This is a genomic window from Ensifer sp. KUDG1, from assembly GCF_050434285.1.
Taxonomy (GTDB): Bacteria; Pseudomonadota; Alphaproteobacteria; order Rhizobiales; family Rhizobiaceae; genus Ensifer.
This window is the reverse complement of record NZ_JBNDIG010000001.1, coordinates 1,044,599-1,060,440: the sequence shown is the minus strand read 5'-3', so window position 1 is coordinate 1,060,440 and position 15,842 is coordinate 1,044,599. Positions and strand designations below refer to the sequence as shown.

The following is a 15,842-nucleotide window of genomic DNA, read 5'->3' as shown; positions in this document are numbered from 1 at the left end:
GAAATATCTACGCCGAGTTTGGATACGTTTGCTGTCGCTGTGTGTAAATTGACTATCCGTTAGATATCCAACTTATACTGCTGATTATCTGTTGATCCGATATCCATATTGATGGACATGGCACGCTTCATTCGGATGTCTATGTCATTCTCGATCCATTGCGTTAATACAGATCTTTTTGCCTGTTGCATCATCTTCTTTGATTGATCGATCTCATTTTTAAGAAACTCACTTTGGTTGTTGTTTTCCCGATCCTCGAAATACATAAGCGCCCGACATGCCGCGTCCCAACTGACCAACTCATCCAATACCGGCTTTAGATCGTTGTATAGTTGCACACCATATACGAATTCTATCTTTGTCGCATGTCTGGCTATTTCCTCCGCACGCTCCAACGTGAGTTCTTCTCCGTCCCAGTTCTCCATAGCGTTCGTAAAGAACACATACAAAGCGAAACGCTCTTGAAACAAGGTCACGCGATAGTTCGCCTGCGCGACATCCTGTTGTAGTTTGATCTGCTCTCGCAATGCGTTCGATTGCGTCCACATGAGATTGGTTTGTTCATTCGCGGCTTTGGCCTGCTCATCGGCTGCCTTCGCCTGATCCACCATCACCTTACGGTTAGCCGCGATTTCCTGCCTTTGCAGTGCTAATTCCTTGCTTTGCAATCGGACTGTCGCGATTAGCCAGAGCAATGCCAAAGGGGATATGATACCGGCGATGAAATCCCCGAGACTGTTGAGTTTGATCTGATCAACGATCTCCCCGATGCCGTTGATGCGCCCTGACAACCACCAACCAATTGCAAAAGCACTTAATGCGGCGACAAGCCCCACATAGATCAGTGTCATCCACCAAAATACGCGGGTGTTGTCGAGGCCTTCCGTAGTTTTTAGACCGGCTTCTTTATTCTGGTTTCCGCCCTTATGATCTGCGAGATCGTCAATCTCCTCCTCAGCCATCGTCGATGGATCGATCACGTTCACCATTATCAGTCCCCTATTCGATGTCCTCTGGAAGCCTTAGCGATTCACCTAGAACCTCATCCACACGTTCCATCGTTAGGTTATCAAAGAACCATTGTTGCTTCTCATGAATAGCAACCAATGCGTCATTCCACTCCTGCCGCGAACCCGGAACAATTCCTTGTCTCTCTAGCGTTCTTTCTAACGCCTCAAGCGCATAGACCAGCCTACGGAGTTCTCTTGCTTCCTCGATGAACGTCGCAATCCAGTTGTTGACGACATCACCAAAGACGAACTTGGCATCGGCTGCACACCTATGGATGAGTTTCCTTGTTTCCTGTGTCACATCACCATCGGTGATTATTGCGAACTCAACATCGAGAAGCCGTTGGTAAGCAATCATTCTCTTGTCGTGAACCTGAACTTTATAGTTGGCCCTTGCCGCACTTAACGCGATGGTATTTTGCCTTTCAATTTGCCGCATTTGGGCGTCGATAACACCTTGGCCTTTATTGAACTGGTCACGTGTCTCGTTCAGTTCTTGGCGCTGCGTGAGGACTGCTGCTGCAAGGAGAACAAAGGCCGGGAACGCGAATATGCCCGCGAGGAAATCACCGACCGTGTTTAACTGGGTATTGCCGTGGAAGAATGTCCAGATTGATTGCGGACCGAGAAGCCAGAGGAAGACGCCCACATAGCCTATGACGACCGCAAGTCCCCATGCGATCCAGTTCGTCTTCGTGGCCTTCTTATCCGACATACCCGGTCCTATCGCTCCCACTTATGCGAGTTGGAAACACTGTAGAATCCTACAATTTCGAACCCGCGCTCGAACAACTATAACGGGCGCGTTGATTCACGGAAGGGCACCGGGATGGAATTCACTTTGTGGGCGTATCAGGTCACGCCGGGATCGGATCATAACCTGTACTTCGCGGAGCATGAGGCCGATTGCCGTCGTGCTGCACTTGAGCAACGTGCCGAAGTCAAAGAGGGCGATCCCGATGACGACGAATTGGGCGCGATGGCGCTCTACGTGTTTGTGTTCCGGGTCATGACTGCCGGGGAACTCGTTGCGATTCTGAATGGCGAGACCTCGCTAATTGAGACCTGCGCCGTAGACCGGAAACTTGTCGGGTTGATTGCAGACTAAGCCTGCTTATTCGAGGCCGTAGTATTTGAGGAGCGCTTTTTCCAAAATTACGCCGCCAGTCTGTATCCCTACATTCCAAGCGCCAGAGGCGGCCTTGCCGAGCATCTTGCCAACCCATTGACCGACCTTTGGGCCATACTTCTTGTCAGCGCTGATCTGAGGTTCGCTTGCGATGGCGACTTCAAGTTCCTTGATGTCTTCCTCTGCAATTCCATGCTGCATCAACTGCTGTCGGAGGTCACCAAAATTGCCCTGGCCTACCGTGATGTTAACGGTCGCATTTTCTCCGTTCCCGACGACCCCCGCATTGCCGTTGATGGTCGTGTTGAATATCTGGTTCACCGTCTTTTCCACCGCTGGCTCCTTAATCGAGATGCCGCCGACTTCGCCGGCGTTTGGATATTTTTTTGACAACGCAAGAGCGAATTCAAGGACACGATTGCGAACAGCATCAACGATCCCCAAGACCTGAGATGCGGGAATTTCCCCCCAGAATCGAGATATATTAAAACTGCTGTCAAATATTCCGCTTTGCTGCAATATCAACGAATAGTTGTCGAGGTTTATGTTCATCGTAGCAGACCCCTTGATTTCATCTTCATGGATCGTGCCAATCGCTTGACGGCATTTGAACATATCGAAATCGGGATCATCCAGCGCAGTAGCAACGAGGGCCTGCGGTACTGGCTGATTTTTCACCTGCCACGCAAGATTGTTCGCGCTCACCTTAAAGTTTATCCGTATCTTTCGATAATCCGGGACTTCGGCATCTGCTGGATAGCCCTTAAGTTCGTAGAGCACCCAATCCTCAAGAAGGCCGCTGTCGAGGTTGTGGGCGAGAACTAAGCACTTGCGCAGAAGCGTCGAGGCAGGCGTGGTATCGGAAATCGCGTCGTTTTGTATTTCTGCCAGCAAGCCCATTTTTCACCCCGCGTTGTGCCGCCTAAATTTAGGGGCGCGCGGGATCAGTTACCAGAGATTGTGGTGGGTTATCCCCTGGCGTTCTCACTCAAGATTCGCCACCGTGGGTCAACTTGAACAGCATCGCGTCTTCGATACTGGCAAGGATTACCTCGATGCGGTCTTCGTCAGACCCATCGATCTCGTATGTGAGGTCGGGGAATTGAGGGTATCTTTTGCGAATTGCCATATCGAGCAACTTCCGCGCTATTCGTCCTGTCTCATAATCGTCGCAGCCCGGACACCACTTCATCGCCTTTCCGTAATAATCGGGCCAACTGAATAGAACTTTGATCTTGTGCACGATGCATACCTCCTGAATTCGTGTATCGAAGGTATTTATCGCCTCGTTTCAACGTGATGCCGATCAGTCGTCTACATCCTCTGGATTGACTGCATCTGCAATTCCTTTGGCATCCAAAGTTTCGGGGAGTCTCGGATTTGCAGCCCAACGCTGTGCAAGCCTCACTGCGCCCTCAGCGAGTGATAGTCCGATCATGCCGATTGCAAATGCAAGGCCATTGTTGGTTGCTAAATCCAGCATATTAAGCCCGATCCAACCACCGATTACCGGTGATAGATAGATCGCACAAAGCGCACCAACGATTGATCCCATTACGACTTCATACCAGCAGCGATTGCCCTGTATGAATGCGCGGACTAGCGCACCCGCAAGCCCCGCTAGTAGATGTGCCGGATTGATACCAACGCTTGTGAGGAATGCGGCGAGTGCCTTGATGAATGCGATTGTAGATTCGAGCATGATGGGTTTCTGCCTAGTTTTGAACCCATCTGTAATGCGAGTTCTGCTCGTGTATTTAATCGGAGCAGTCGATTTCGACTTCATATGGAAAAGCCCGGGGAAATGAGTGAACCCGGGCTTTCCATCGAACAGGAGTAGTATGCAGTAGGCTTTCACCTACATGTTTATTTATGCCAAAGCGCTGGAAACGCGCTCATTTGTCGAAACGAAAAAGCCTCCCGAAAATCAATCCGGGAGGCTTCTCGTTTGAACCGATTATCCCTTATGGTAAGATTCGGCCTAGCAGCGAAACGAGCGAATAAAACTTCATGCTGACATCCAGCATGCCGACCATTCGGATCGTCTCGCCCTTGGCACTGCGATATTCAAAAGCGACCAGTGCTTGCACAGGTGCTCCTTCATATTGCTGCATGGAAGCCTCCAAGGCTGACCATTCCATGCTCGTAAGCCGACGCTCGCAAGGGTTTTCCTCAAGATTACAACGGCCGTTGATGAAACCCTTGCGAGGAAACGTCGTGGCCCTTTCCGTGGGGCATTAGCGCCCGTTAAACGAGAAGATGGTGGCTCCATTTCGCGGCGTCAAGGGTTAACGAGAATTAAGAGAGATTATGAGTAGATTAACAAATGACCCCTAGATTTAGCCACGAGGGCGGCGAGCGGTTCTACGAAACAACCATCTGCTCGTACCCTGCGAAAAGTGTCGTCGCTAAGGGCTAACTGGAAATGGAACTCACCTACAACTCTGTCTCGTTCTCGCTGACCTCGGTGGTCGTCATCGTCCTCATTATCGCTGTGTTTCAACCGAGGTTGCTCCCCGCCGTGATCGAGGCGATCAAAGATTGGGGTAAGCGATAAGAGGCCTTGACCGCCTTGGGAATATGTTCCTATTTTGTTCTCGATCCGCAAATGGTGAGAGACATGAAACACAAGCGAGGAATCGAACTAACAGCACCGTTCCGACCGGCCCATTACGTCGAGCATAATCCGAGCCAGTACCACACGATCAGGGGAATGAATCAGTGGGAGGTACTTGGCGCAAAGTGTGCGGCCTGTGGACACATTGGCTGGCTCGACAAGGACGCAATACTGCGCACGTTCGGTGACATGTACCTGATGAACCTGCGTAACCGGCTGCGCTGCGAATGCGGGAGTAGCGCTGGCAATGTCGTGCTGATCGGCAATCTGCCGAGATAGGAAAAAAGTTAGCCCCGCGTGGCGCACCTCCCATCTGTTCCGGCTATGTAAGTGGTGCAGGAAATAGGGCCAACAGTAGTTAGCCCGCACTCCTCCCTAAAGGGACAACAGCCGTCGCGCTCGCGTCCGTTATCCGAAAAATCGAAACACTTGAAAGGAGACTCCCATGGAGGCTTTTGCCGCCGCTGCATGCCTGTGGATTGGAAAGAAGATTGCTGAGGACATCTACAACTGGCTGAAACCGCTCGTGCTTGCGAAGTTCAAGCGTCCGAAGCGGTATCAGATAATGTTCATCTAGGACCACGCATGGAAAACCCCGCATTCAGCGGGGTTTTTCGTACTTTATGGCCTTCCGAGTGAGGAGAACGATTTCCCTTTGATAGAAATCCCTGAGTTCCAGCAACTCCGCCGAGGGACGATCACTCCTTGCGATCGCTTCCTCGATGACTTTCAGCCGGGACTTCAGTCCTGTAATCGGGTCTTCCTTCACGCTGTGCCTCCAATTACGAACTTCTCGATTTCAGCCTTGAATGCTGCGGCTTCCGTTGCGTCTGTGAAGTGAACACGCAACGTCTTTGTAATCCAACCAAGTCCGCTATACTCCACTTTGAGACCGATTGTCTTGTGCGCACTCGGATACTGTGCCTTGATCCTAGTCAGTGCTGAAAACTTTACATCGTCGCCATACATGGGAAACATATTGCCGAATTCTCGACTAACACCGAGGATAGCGACATAGCCGCCATTTGGCCATTTCAGTTCAGTTTCCGACATGGGGGAAACATTTGGATATGTTGCAGCATACCAATCGTTGTATTCCTTCTCAATTCGCTTGCGCTTGTTCTCATCTGCTTTGTGTCCGTATCCGAACGCGCCGTCATCGATTGATAGTTCATCGTAAAGCGGACCCGCTGGTACGTTCTCAACCTTCTCGATTTGTTCCTTCTTAAAAATGTTAAACATTGTCATTACTCCTTAAAATGTCTTTCCAGTATTCATTTCGTAGAATTCAAGCGTGCCGCATCCTGCTAGGCGCTTACCAGAGCGCAGTTCATTGATTAGTGTTGGCAAGTGCTTCAGTTGCGCTTCGCTGTAATCCTTGCGCGGCAATACCTTGTCCGCATACAGACCATCGACGTATTGCTGCCACGTCTGCTTTCCACCTGTTTCACGCTTTGCAGTAGAATAGCCGAGCATGATGATCTTATCCTCACGATACACGTCACCGATCATTGCAAGTTCCTCGATGAGGAAATCGAGCCAACGACGGTCTCCATTCGAGAAGTCCATAAATGGTACTGCTGTGCGTCCGTAACGCGCGGTGTAATCCAAGCGCATGTTATTGCGCTGCATGTCGGACAGTGGGTCCAAGCGAGATGGCTTGGCTTGAACCGTGATGTTGAGATTCGAGAATATGTCTTCGAGATTAAGGGTGTTCATTTCGTAATACTCCTGTTAGAAATTACTTCTTGCTGAAATGTTCGATTGCCTTTGCAATGGCTGCGTCGGCTTGATCGAATGCGTTTAGATCGCACTTCTGTTGGTCTGCGAGTACCTGAACCAATCCCGCTTGAATTGCTTCTTTTTCTGCACGTCTGCGTGCATGAGCAGCCTTTGTCCCATCTGCAATACGCTTGCGTTGTTCAGATGTGCGCTTTCGGTTTCTGCCAACCGGCATAGGCTTGATAATTCCGAGGGTGATGAAAATGGATTTAACAATCTTATTGAGGTGCATTTTGATTTCCTACTGCAATGTTCTTCAAATGTATTTATTGTTTAGTTCTCAAATACGCTTCAAATGGCTGAACTAGGGTTTATTCCTGCGGCTGCTGCACGCTTTGCAGCCCAGTATGCGCGGGCGGCTTCGGCACGCTTTGCGTTTGATTCAGCAGTTTTCGGTTTGCCCTTGAGGCCAGCGGAGATGTTGGCGCGATGGGTTTCGTCGTACGTCTGGCCGGTCTTCGTTTCGGAGATTTGCTGCTTGACGGACTCGGGGCGTTTTTTGCCCCTCTTCGCGTCGGCCATTTTCTGCTTGCTGGCCGCTGTGTGCTTGTGTCCTCGCATGGGTCACTTCCCTTCGCGCTTTGCAGCCCAACGGGCTTTTGCTGCCGCGCGCATCTTTTCAATTTGCTCGGGGGACTTCTGCTTGCCCTTCAGCCCAGCACTGATCGCCGCGCGGGTTTCTTCATCGCGGGCCTTGCCCTTCTTCGCTGCCGCCATCTTGTGACGGGTCGCATCGGTGGCTTTTTTGCCGGTTCGCGCTTTGCGGATCAGGTTGATTGATTCAGCGCTGTGCGTATCACCGGGGCCGAACTGCGCGGCGCGTTCGCTGTCCTCGCGATTGAGGTAAGCGGCAGTGTTGGCGTCCATCACGCCCTCCTTATATGCTTTGCGGTTCTTCCAGGTGAGGACGTAACCGTAGTTAGATTTCATGAAGCGCTCGAACTTGCGCTCGGCCATTGCCTTCTCCATGCGCTTGCGACGGCTCGGAGTGATGAGAGCAAAGAACTCGGCTTCGGTGAGATTGACCGTGCGACCCTTGAGACGCTGGTACGCGATTGCGTTCTCGTACTGAGCGCGAAGTGCAGCATCGACGGCAGCGGCGATTTCGGCTGGGTCAGATCGCTTGTTAATATTGCGGATGATGTCCTGTGCGGACGCTTTTTGTGGTTTTGGCGGATAGTTCATTTTGTTCTCCATTAAGTAGCGCGGGGCTCAACAGCGCTTTCGTATTTCTATTTATGCCAATCATCCTATTACACCGGCTAAATGCCTGTCATTATTCATGGTTTTGGCAAAGAAAGACCCGGATCGTGTTGAGCAGCAATCCGGGTCAGCATGTTTGGAGAACATGTGGTCACGATGACCAAAAGTATTTATCACATTGGCATTACTTGGCTTGTTCGTTAGATTTGATTGCACCGTTCACGTACTAGGTTGATTAGACCCATATACATTAGAACAGGCATTACACTGACAAGTAATAGAATAATTAGATCCATATACATATATGTATATGGACCCAAATAGTCCCATTTCTTATCAGCGCAAAGCGCTGGCGACTGCGTCTCGCTTCGCGTTCTTTCGTTGGCACTCAAGACCCGCTCTCTCGACTTGGCGCGGTCGCTTTCGCTCCTTCCCAGTTGGGAAGTCCCATTCGGGACAGGCGGCATAGCCGTTGGGTTTGGTCGCTACGCTCCACGGTTCCCGTTTGGGTTATTGGGTTTATCGTTGGCTGGACCATTGGTGGGTTGATAAAAATGGGCGACGACGAGCAGCACCTAAGTCCCCAGCAGAGACAGGCCGGAAACACATCAAAGAGCGTCTTCCGCTGCGATGCAGGTCTTCCGTACAGCAAAGTGCGCGGTGTCGTGCTGGCGCTCTATGAGCCTCTATGACGCGTTGTCGTTGACGCGGAAATCAGCCATCAATACCCCATGCAAAAGGAGATCGTCGATGTACGCTGGCGAACGGGAATACGATGAAGATGTTCACTACTTCGAGGTGGCTTGGGCGAAAAGACCTGATGTGACCTCGTGCCCCGTTACGTACTTCGCCCGCTACGAGGATGCCTTAGGATACGCAACGTTTTTGAACGACGAGCGCCAGTGCGTCTGGATTAGCGAACGGGAAAAAGACGCCGACTGGAAGGTCTTCTGGTGGGGAACACAGGTCACTGAGTTTTACGAGTATGGTCCGCAGGGCAGAGGCTTTGGTGTCTACCCAGACGGTACTGGTCACGACAATGACCGGCGCTTTTATCGGTATGTGCCGCTCGACCCGGAATACCATCGCAAAGGCCAACCAGTCGCGTAAATATCGTGGGCACAAAAATTGCCCGGACTGCTCGGCCCTGAGAACAATAGCGTTCTCAGGGTTTTTCTTTATCGACGGGCTGACATCGACGGCTGCACAATACGCGAATGGACCTACATTCTGAGATCACCAAAAAATTCGACACATTCTCCCTGCGTCAACGTCACGGCTTGCGACAACAAGTGGATATGACAGCGGATGATTTCATTCGCTTCATTGTCAAGCACGGAATCGTTGATCGCGTGGTAGCGCGCAAGAAGGGTTTGCCAATTAAACGTATCGATGGCTGCAAGCCTTGGAGCATCGACAACATAGAAGTTCGACATCGACAAGATGCGGCCAAAGCACAGTCTGAACGGAGAAAGAGACGGACAAAGCCACTAGCCAGATACGGCGGTGAAGTCCTGACAGTTGCGGAATGGATAGACGAACTAAGGGAGCAACAAGAAAGCTCCAATGCATAAATACATATGCATTAGATTTTCCTTTTCCTCGGATCAAATGCCTACAAAGACCCTACTAGGAACCTCACCCTAGTAGGGTTTTCTTTTGTTGCAAAAGTGCGCGCTACGGCACTAGCGTTAGGCGGTATAGTGTGAGGTGTTATTGTGACTATTGCAGACGGAATTGAATGGATAATGAACCGACCGCTTCACAACATTGCGGTCGTACTTGGAACAGCATTAGCAGTTGCAGTCTTTTACGGACTAACACGGAAACAGAGACGCGAGGAGGAATAACCCATGCATATCCTGCTTACACTTTTTTGTATCTGGCTGGTCGTCGTTGCGCTTGGATGGACCATATTGGGCATCTTTTGGCTATGCCAGAAAATCAGCGACTTCGAGAACTGGTGCAATCGTAAAATTGCAGAACGCTTCGGCGTCTAGCATCAATCATGGTAATGGCTCGGAACTGTCTCCGAGCCATTACCATGATTGATCAGGCGTGATCGGGATCGACAATGCGCCTGTGCTGTTTTGCTGCAAGCGCCCACACGCTCAACGGCTTATCCGTGTGGAAGTACAGATCGCGCTCGATCGTCAGACCGGCTGGACCTCTAACGCTCTCCAGCTCCTCGACACTGACATAGCCGAGTTCAGGTTCGCCCATGCCGAGATCACAGAGGCCGAAGCAAATGCCGTCCTCTTCCATCTCCGTCAGAATCCACGTTGCCCCTCCCCACGGTACGAAGAATTTGACCACCGGAATGTGATCGTCTTCGCGACGGGTGTTGTTTTCGATCAGTTGGGCTTTGATTTCGTCGGTGAGCAATTTCATGTCAGTTCACCGACTTCATGCCATAGACCTCGATATCGTATCGAGTTTCATTGATTCGCCGCCATGCGCGCCATGCAGCAACGCTTGGAAACTCTCTGTCGAAGCGTTCACCAGCGAACATGCCCCATACGCGAAATGCAGTGTTTTGTTCTGCTTGCATCTGTATCTCCATTTGCAACTAACAATGGAGACACTAAAGCCACACACCAAAAGGGCGAGCGCAAATATTCAAATTATCTGAAATAAATCGTTCATGCTCTGTTAACCGTGATCCGTTACCCTTTCTTAGCGTCAGCCTAAAGCAAGGTAAAGCAAGTATGGACGTAGAAAGCGTGTAGAAACATACGCTTAGCACAAACCAGTGCAGTGTATGTAATGCGCGCTAGACTAACGCTTTTCTTCTAATTTTTGCGACGTGTGCCGTTCCGGATCGCCGGCAATGGCGATCATGTTTTGCGTGCAGGGAATTATCGTGACGGATCGCTTTCGTGAGTTGGAAAGGCCACAGACTGGCCGCTTGAAGGACGTCGTCCTGATGGCGACCGTCACGGGTTTCGAAAGCCTGCGTTTCCCTCGCAAGTCCGACATGAAGCAATTTGCCGAGCTGTTCGAGCCGCTGTTCCTCGGCTCCAGCAACGAAGCCCGCCGCCAGGCGGCAGCAGCCCTTTCGCAATGCCAGCAAATCCCGGAGACAGTCGCAGCGCTGATCGGCGGCATGCCGATTGCCATCGCAGCGATTTTCCTGACCCGCTCGAAGGCCATCGCGGACCGGACGCTGATAACGATCATCCGCGAGCGCGGGCCGGAACATGCGGCCGCCATCGGCCGCCGCCCGAACCTCTCCCCCCTCGTCGTCGATGCGCTCGTCGAACATCACAACCCGCCGGGACTGGCAGCGCGCAGCAGCCCCGTGAAAGCGGCAGAAGCCGAACAAACGAGCCAGGAAGACGAGGCCGCCTCGTTGCGCTCGGCGCGCGAAGAAGCGCTTCGCCGCGAGATCAAGGCGCTTGCCGGCGCCCGTTCGCGCGATATTCCACAGACGCCGTCGTCGACGACGATTACCGACGTCATGGCTGCACTGCTCGTGCGCTTTGCCAGGAGCGGCGAGATCATCCTTTTTTCGCGTGTCCTCGGCCAGGCCCTCGACACCAGGGATGCGCAGGTCGAGCGTATCCTGCTCGATATTTCCGGACAGCTGCTGGCAACGAGCCTGGTCGCGCTCGACATCGAGGCGGCCGATGCCGGTTTCATGCTTCAGGCCCTTTATCCGCATCTTCGCGAGCCCTTTGGCGACACCAGCCATGCGGCAGCCTTGATCGGCGCCATGGACCGCAGCGCCTGCCGCGCGCAACTGGATGCCTGGCTCAAGGCGGAAGCCGAAGAAGCTACGCCCACGGCACGGCACGAAGCCTATTTTGCCGAAAACACTGCCAACGACACACGCCACGTCGGCGCGCGCAAGGTTGCAGCCACGTCCGTCAACGTGCAGCCGCAGCGACTGTTTGGCCGCCGCCGCGGCTGATACACGCTTCCGCCCACGGGAGGCATGTCCGGCAATGCCGGCCCAATGGAGCCGAGGTCCCTACCCTAGAAGAGCTGTTTCATCGCGTCGATGATCCAACTCCACTCACGACCGGTCGGGGCCTGCGGCGCTTGCCCTTGCAGTATTGCCATCAATTCCTGGTAACGCGCCGAACGCGCGTGGTGCTTGCGGTACTGTTCGAGCTGCCACTCCAGGAAAGCCTCATCCGGCGCCCGCTTCATCGCCCTTGAGGACTGCGCCAGCCAGTCGGCGGCGATTTCTCTGGCGACGGCCGACTGAGGCCCCAGGCCATTGTCGATCGCTGCCCTCACCCGCGCGAAAGTGGCGTCCGCCGCCTGGGCGTAGGCGGCGGGGTCGAATTCCTCGGTCCACAGGTTCGACATATGGGCGCGCATCTCGGCGGCATAGGCCTTGTCGGACAGCATCTCCATCAGTTCCGACCAGGCGTCGATCTGTTCGGCTGTCGGGTCTTCGGGCAGATCCGGCGTACTGGCATCCATCATCTTCTTTTTCCACGCCGTATCCATCTGTGCGCCGCCGGCGACGTCATCATAGAAACGCTCGAGCGCGGCACGAAATTCCGTCTTTGAAATCCTGGTCACGGTCCACAATCTCCTGAGATCCGTTGGGGAGGGTTCATGGATCTTCAAAGCCATTCGCAGGGCCGTGGCGATCCGTCGCTTTGACCGGATCTCCGTTTCGAGCGTCCGAAGCCGCAACGCCAGAACGTCGGCAAGCGAGGTTCTATTGGCCAGGATCTTGCCGATGTCCGTGAGGCTCACGCCCGCTTCACGCAGGGCAAGCACGAGGTCCAGCCGCGCCAGGTCGGCCCCGGAATACATGCGGTAACCGCTCTCCGTCCGTGTGGACGGTGGCAGCAACCCCTTGTCCGAGTAAAACCGAAGCCGCCGGACCGGTATGCCGCTCAGCTTCGAAACTTCGCCTATCGAAAAGATTTGATCGTCCATGAACGCGTCCTACGGCCTCCACCAAGTGGAGAGTCAAGCAGGCCGGTGCAATCGGCAAGAGGTGTCAGGGTCGGCCTTTGCCATCGTCGGCAACGACCTCGAACAGGTCGTTGCGGTCGTCCAGTTCGATCTCCACGATCCAGCAATCCGGATCGAAGCGGATCTCGCTTGCAAGCGCCGCATCGACCTTTTCGGCGTCGCTGTCCTGCAGCCGCACCTCGAACTTGCGGCCGAGATCGATCTCGTCGGCGAAGAAGTTCTGCGGCGCCGGGGCAAAGAGCGTCTCGGTACCCACCCGCGTCCGCTGGCGAATGAAGATTGCGCCAGCGTCCTCGGCTCCCTTGCGCAGCACCGCCGCATAGCCACCGAGCGAAAACGCACGACGCAGCAGGGACGAGACGAAGATATGGGACTTCAGGCGCATGGGAGGCTGATACACGCGCACGGCGAAGGAGGCAAATCGCGCCTGAGCGACGACAGGGGTGAGCGCGCGTCAAATGCGTCAGAGCGCGCCGATTTCCTTGAGCTTCTTCAGCACTTGCGGATTGGGTTCGCCGGTTTGCGGCAGGCGGTAATGTTTTTCGAAGTGGCGGATCGCTGCGCGCGTCTGCTCTCCGGCAACGCCATCGACCGCCACGTCCGCATAGGCGAGGTTGCTGAGACCCTTCTGGATGTTCAGCACCAATTCGCTCGACACTGGAATTTCCGCACGCGGAACGAAGGTGCTTTCCTTCTCGGCCGAGCGGATGGCTGCAGCGACCGGATCAATCTCCACGCCGCCGCCCTTGGCTTCCGAAAGCGGCCGTCCAGCCGGAACCGCGGCAGCCTTTTCAGCCGGTGCAGATCTCAAGACCTGGAGCAGCTCGACACTCGCCGCGCCGGTCCCCGTGCGGCCCGCCCGCTCCTCGAACCTCAGGATTGCCGCAGCCGTCCGCGGGCCGCTCCGTCCGTCCGGAGCGCCGTCATAAAGGCCGATGCGGCCCAGTTCCTTCTGGATCTCCGAGACAAGCTTCGACTGCGCCGGATCCGGCACGCTCGCCACCCGTTCGGGCGACGGCTTTTCCGACTGCGGATCCGCGGATGCAGCCGCGATCACATCCTCGACGTTTTCAGTTTTTGCCTCACCCTCGCGCTCGATGACGAAGGTGGTTACCTTTCGCGGCTCGATCTCCTCGCCCTTGGCGATCGCGATGCGCTGCGCCGTTTCGGCGCTGACAAGCGGAACGCGGGTGCGCAGAAGCGGCGACGGGTGCGAGCCGTGCTGATACCACATGGCATTGGCCGCGACGAAGGAGAACACGACGAGAAAGGCGGCCGAGCCGCCGGACACCAGCGGATGGCGCGCCATCAGACGACCGGCAAGCCCAGCACCCCGTCCGGCAAGGACCAGCCCGCGCACGGCCAGGCCGGGCGTTTGCCGCGCGGCCTTCTTCCGTTCAGGCTGTTTTCGCTTGCGCGGCGCCATATCCCCGTTCCTCGTTCAAACTTTTCCCCTCGAACCGCCCCCCTTCGGCGGCCGGGGCGACATCACAATCCTTCAGGCGCGGCGGAAACTCCACCGTCACCGGCGCACGTGCTTCTTCCTGCTCCGCGCAGGCGATACCGGAGCCATCGCGCGGCAGCGTGACGACGATAACGGTCCCCTCGCCCTCGCGGCTGCGGATGGAAAGCTCTCCGCCGTGCAGCGCAACCAGGCCCTTGACCAGCGAGAGGCCAAGGCCGGTGCCTTCGTAGCGGCGAGTATAGTCGTTCTGGATCTGGACGAAAGGTTGACCAAGCAGCGCCAGCTTGTCGGCCGCAATGCCGATGCCGGTATCGCTGACGGACAGCTTCAGCATCGCCCCGTCGGCCTCGGCGTCGATCGTGACGACACCGCCCTGATCGGTGAACTTGACGGCGTTGCCGACCAGATTGATGAGGATCTGCTGGAAGGCGCGCTGGTCCGCGTTGATCTCGCCGATGCCGCGGGTGATGCGGCTTGCGAGCTTGACGCCCTTTTCCGTGGCCTGGTGCGACAGCATCGCTTCGCAGGCGGAAACCGCCTCGGCGACACCGAAAGGCTCGGGCATCAGCTCGTAGCGACCGGCCTCGATCTTGCTCATGTCGAGCATGGTGTTGACGACGGAAAGCAGGTGCTCGCCGGACTTGTGGATCAGGCCCACATATTCGCGCTGGCGATCGTTCTCGAGCTTGCCGAAATATTCGCCTGCAAGCACGTCCGAAAAGCCGAGAATGGCGTTGAGCGGCGTGCGCAGTTCGTGGCTGACGGCGGCCAGGAACCGCGTCTTGGCATCGTTTGCCGATACCGCCTCAGCGGTTCTGGCTGCAGCTTCGGCACGCAGGCCCGCTTCCTGCGAGACATCGCGCGACTGGGCGAGGATCGCGACCAGGCGACCATTGTCGTCGCGCAGCGGCGCCAGCTCGCAGGACATGTAAACGAACTGTTCGCCCTCGATCGGCAACGTGCGCCGCTCGATGCGGATGTCGACCGTCGCCCGGTCGCCGCCCTGGCGAAGGATGTCGATCGCGCTCAGGAAGGTGATGCGATCGGAAACGTGGATCTGCTCGATGAAACCGCGTCCTGCCGGATCGCGCATCAGGGTCAGATGCTCGGCCGCGTCGCGGCCATGGACGGAAAGCACGTTGCCGCGCAGATCGTGCACGGTCACCAGGCCCGCAAAGAGGTCATAGGCGGCAGAGAGGTCCGGCACGACCGGATCCGATACGGCGGCCACCTCTTCCGGCGCGCGGCCGCGAACAATCGCGCCAGCGGCCGCAAGCAGCGAGGCCGAGGCCCAAAGAGCGGTGCCCAGAGGGAGAGCCGAAGACACGGGCATGGCGAGCGACAGGGCAAGCGGCACCGCCGGCAGAGCCGTCAAGGAAACAGCCGCGAGAGTACGCAGGCGCTTCGCATGGCGGAGGTCGGCCGGCGAAGACGCTTCACGACGGGGAAGCCACAGGGCCGCGACCTCGTCCACACGGGACGTCCATCTGCCAGCCATGTTACGCAATACGCTCACGCTTTACCCTGCTACATTTGTTGTTCTTGCGAGACCGACACTCTGTGTTTTCACGACCCTTTGGATCGAGACTCAAGCCGCCTCGTGACATGTCGGAATCTCGCATCCCCGGCTTAATGAAAGAATAAACGCGGCCGTGCCGGAACCGTGCGAAACGGTCGAAAAATCCCGTTTTGAGC

Annotated in this window: 25 protein-coding genes; 7 read left to right on the top strand and 18 right to left on the bottom strand. The window is 55.2% G+C overall.

The features are described 5' to 3' along the window. Positions 1-59: 59 nt before the first annotated feature. Both M2267_RS05265 and M2267_RS05260 read right to left on the bottom strand, forming a co-directional pair. Positions 60-989: a hypothetical protein gene (locus M2267_RS05265; protein WP_429112961.1), complete on the bottom strand. Its 930-nt coding sequence runs from the start codon at positions 987-989 to the stop codon at positions 60-62. 10 nt (positions 990-999) lie between these two features. After that, entirely contained in the window at positions 1,000-1,725 is a 726-nt protein-coding gene (locus tag M2267_RS05260; protein WP_429112960.1) for a hypothetical protein, read from the bottom strand. A gap of 114 nt (positions 1,726-1,839) precedes the next feature. Here M2267_RS05260 and M2267_RS05255 point away from each other — a divergent pair, with 114 nt between their 5' ends. Continuing rightward, positions 1,840-2,118 (top strand): hypothetical protein, encoded by a 279-nt coding sequence (locus M2267_RS05255; protein WP_429112958.1) that lies wholly within the window; start codon positions 1,840-1,842, stop codon positions 2,116-2,118. A 6-nt stretch (positions 2,119-2,124) separates the two neighbouring features. Here the strand turns inward: M2267_RS05255 and M2267_RS05250 are convergent, their stop codons facing one another. From M2267_RS05250 to M2267_RS05235, 4 genes are all read right to left on the bottom strand, one after another. Beyond that, complete coding sequence (locus M2267_RS05250; RefSeq protein WP_429112956.1) at positions 2,125-3,039, bottom strand: hypothetical protein; 915 nt, start codon at positions 3,037-3,039, stop codon at positions 2,125-2,127. 88 nt (positions 3,040-3,127) lie between these two features. Further along, positions 3,128-3,382, bottom strand: coding sequence for a hypothetical protein (locus M2267_RS05245; RefSeq protein ID WP_429112954.1), 255 nt, complete (start codon positions 3,380-3,382; stop codon positions 3,128-3,130). A 63-nt stretch (positions 3,383-3,445) separates the two neighbouring features. Beyond that, positions 3,446-3,841: a hypothetical protein gene (locus M2267_RS05240; protein WP_429112952.1), complete on the bottom strand. Its 396-nt coding sequence runs from the start codon at positions 3,839-3,841 to the stop codon at positions 3,446-3,448. A 262-nt stretch (positions 3,842-4,103) separates the two neighbouring features. Next, a complete protein-coding gene (locus M2267_RS05235) occupies positions 4,104-4,253 on the bottom strand; it encodes a hypothetical protein (protein WP_429112950.1) in 150 nt (49 codons plus the stop codon). 311 nt (positions 4,254-4,564) lie between these two features. Here M2267_RS05235 and M2267_RS05230 point away from each other — a divergent pair, with 311 nt between their 5' ends. From M2267_RS05230 to M2267_RS05220, 3 genes are all read left to right on the top strand, one after another. Continuing rightward, the gene (locus tag M2267_RS05230; RefSeq protein ID WP_429112949.1) at positions 4,565-4,696 is read left to right on the top strand and encodes a hypothetical protein; all 132 of its coding nucleotides are present in this window, start codon (positions 4,565-4,567) and stop codon (positions 4,694-4,696) included. A 63-nt stretch (positions 4,697-4,759) separates the two neighbouring features. Next, positions 4,760-5,035: a hypothetical protein gene (locus tag M2267_RS05225; protein WP_429112948.1), complete on the top strand. Its 276-nt coding sequence runs from the start codon at positions 4,760-4,762 to the stop codon at positions 5,033-5,035. A 166-nt stretch (positions 5,036-5,201) separates the two neighbouring features. After that, positions 5,202-5,333 (top strand): hypothetical protein, encoded by a 132-nt coding sequence (locus M2267_RS05220; protein WP_429112947.1) that lies wholly within the window; start codon positions 5,202-5,204, stop codon positions 5,331-5,333. Between the two features lie 24 nt (positions 5,334-5,357). Here M2267_RS05220 and M2267_RS05215 read toward each other — a convergent pair whose 3' ends face one another. From M2267_RS05215 to M2267_RS05190, 6 genes are read right to left on the bottom strand one after another with little or no spacing between them, the layout of a single operon-like run. Beyond that, complete coding sequence (locus M2267_RS05215) at positions 5,358-5,525, bottom strand: hypothetical protein (RefSeq protein ID WP_429112945.1); 168 nt, start codon at positions 5,523-5,525, stop codon at positions 5,358-5,360. Further along, positions 5,522-5,998 (bottom strand): hypothetical protein, encoded by a 477-nt coding sequence (locus tag M2267_RS05210; RefSeq protein ID WP_429112943.1) that lies wholly within the window; start codon positions 5,996-5,998, stop codon positions 5,522-5,524. Before M2267_RS05210 ends, M2267_RS05215 begins: the two co-directional genes overlap by 4 nt. A gap of 12 nt (positions 5,999-6,010) precedes the next feature. After that, positions 6,011-6,475, bottom strand: a complete 465-nt coding sequence (locus tag M2267_RS05205; RefSeq protein ID WP_429112941.1) for a hypothetical protein — start codon at positions 6,473-6,475, stop codon at positions 6,011-6,013. Positions 6,476-6,497: 22 nt separating this feature from the next. Further along, positions 6,498-6,770 carry a hypothetical protein gene (locus tag M2267_RS05200; protein ID WP_429112939.1) on the bottom strand — a complete coding sequence of 91 codons (273 nt, stop codon included), beginning with the start codon at positions 6,768-6,770 and terminating at the stop codon, positions 6,498-6,500. A gap of 59 nt (positions 6,771-6,829) precedes the next feature. Further along, on the bottom strand, positions 6,830-7,099 hold the full coding sequence (locus tag M2267_RS05195) for an NUMOD3 domain-containing DNA-binding protein (RefSeq protein ID WP_429112938.1): 270 nt from the start codon (positions 7,097-7,099) through the stop codon (positions 6,830-6,832). 3 nt (positions 7,100-7,102) lie between these two features. Beyond that, positions 7,103-7,723: an NUMOD3 domain-containing DNA-binding protein gene (locus tag M2267_RS05190; RefSeq protein WP_429112935.1), complete on the bottom strand. Its 621-nt coding sequence runs from the start codon at positions 7,721-7,723 to the stop codon at positions 7,103-7,105. Positions 7,724-8,491: 768 nt separating this feature from the next. On the opposite strand from M2267_RS05190, the gene M2267_RS05185 reads away from it, so the two are divergent. Then, complete coding sequence (locus tag M2267_RS05185; protein WP_429112933.1) at positions 8,492-8,851, top strand: hypothetical protein; 360 nt, start codon at positions 8,492-8,494, stop codon at positions 8,849-8,851. 107 nt (positions 8,852-8,958) lie between these two features. Further along, positions 8,959-9,315, top strand: a complete 357-nt coding sequence (locus tag M2267_RS05180; protein ID WP_429112931.1) for a hypothetical protein — start codon at positions 8,959-8,961, stop codon at positions 9,313-9,315. A 478-nt stretch (positions 9,316-9,793) separates the two neighbouring features. Here M2267_RS05180 and M2267_RS05175 read toward each other — a convergent pair whose 3' ends face one another. Both M2267_RS05175 and M2267_RS05170 read right to left on the bottom strand, forming a co-directional pair. Beyond that, on the bottom strand, positions 9,794-10,132 hold the full coding sequence (locus M2267_RS05175) for a DUF2958 domain-containing protein (RefSeq protein ID WP_429112930.1): 339 nt from the start codon (positions 10,130-10,132) through the stop codon (positions 9,794-9,796). A gap of 1 nt (position 10,133) precedes the next feature. Beyond that, complete coding sequence (locus M2267_RS05170; RefSeq protein ID WP_429112928.1) at positions 10,134-10,292, bottom strand: hypothetical protein; 159 nt, start codon at positions 10,290-10,292, stop codon at positions 10,134-10,136. Between the two features lie 288 nt (positions 10,293-10,580). On the opposite strand from M2267_RS05170, the gene M2267_RS05165 reads away from it, so the two are divergent. After that, a complete protein-coding gene (locus M2267_RS05165) occupies positions 10,581-11,654 on the top strand; it encodes a DUF2336 domain-containing protein (protein WP_429113046.1) in 1,074 nt (357 codons plus the stop codon). Positions 11,655-11,719: 65 nt separating this feature from the next. Here M2267_RS05165 and M2267_RS05160 read toward each other — a convergent pair whose 3' ends face one another. From M2267_RS05160 to M2267_RS05145, 4 genes are all read right to left on the bottom strand, one after another. After that, the gene (locus tag M2267_RS05160; protein WP_429112927.1) at positions 11,720-12,643 is read right to left on the bottom strand and encodes a MerR family transcriptional regulator; all 924 of its coding nucleotides are present in this window, start codon (positions 12,641-12,643) and stop codon (positions 11,720-11,722) included. A 64-nt stretch (positions 12,644-12,707) separates the two neighbouring features. Beyond that, the gene (locus tag M2267_RS05155; protein WP_429112925.1) at positions 12,708-13,067 is read right to left on the bottom strand and encodes a DUF1491 family protein; all 360 of its coding nucleotides are present in this window, start codon (positions 13,065-13,067) and stop codon (positions 12,708-12,710) included. Positions 13,068-13,145: 78 nt separating this feature from the next. After that, positions 13,146-14,108 carry a peptidoglycan-binding domain-containing protein gene (locus M2267_RS05150; protein ID WP_429112924.1) on the bottom strand — a complete coding sequence of 321 codons (963 nt, stop codon included), beginning with the start codon at positions 14,106-14,108 and terminating at the stop codon, positions 13,146-13,148. Further along, complete coding sequence (locus M2267_RS05145; protein WP_429113044.1) at positions 14,080-15,645, bottom strand: sensor histidine kinase; 1,566 nt, start codon at positions 15,643-15,645, stop codon at positions 14,080-14,082. The genes M2267_RS05150 and M2267_RS05145 overlap by 29 nt, the downstream gene beginning before the upstream one ends. Positions 15,646-15,842 lie beyond the last annotated feature (197 nt).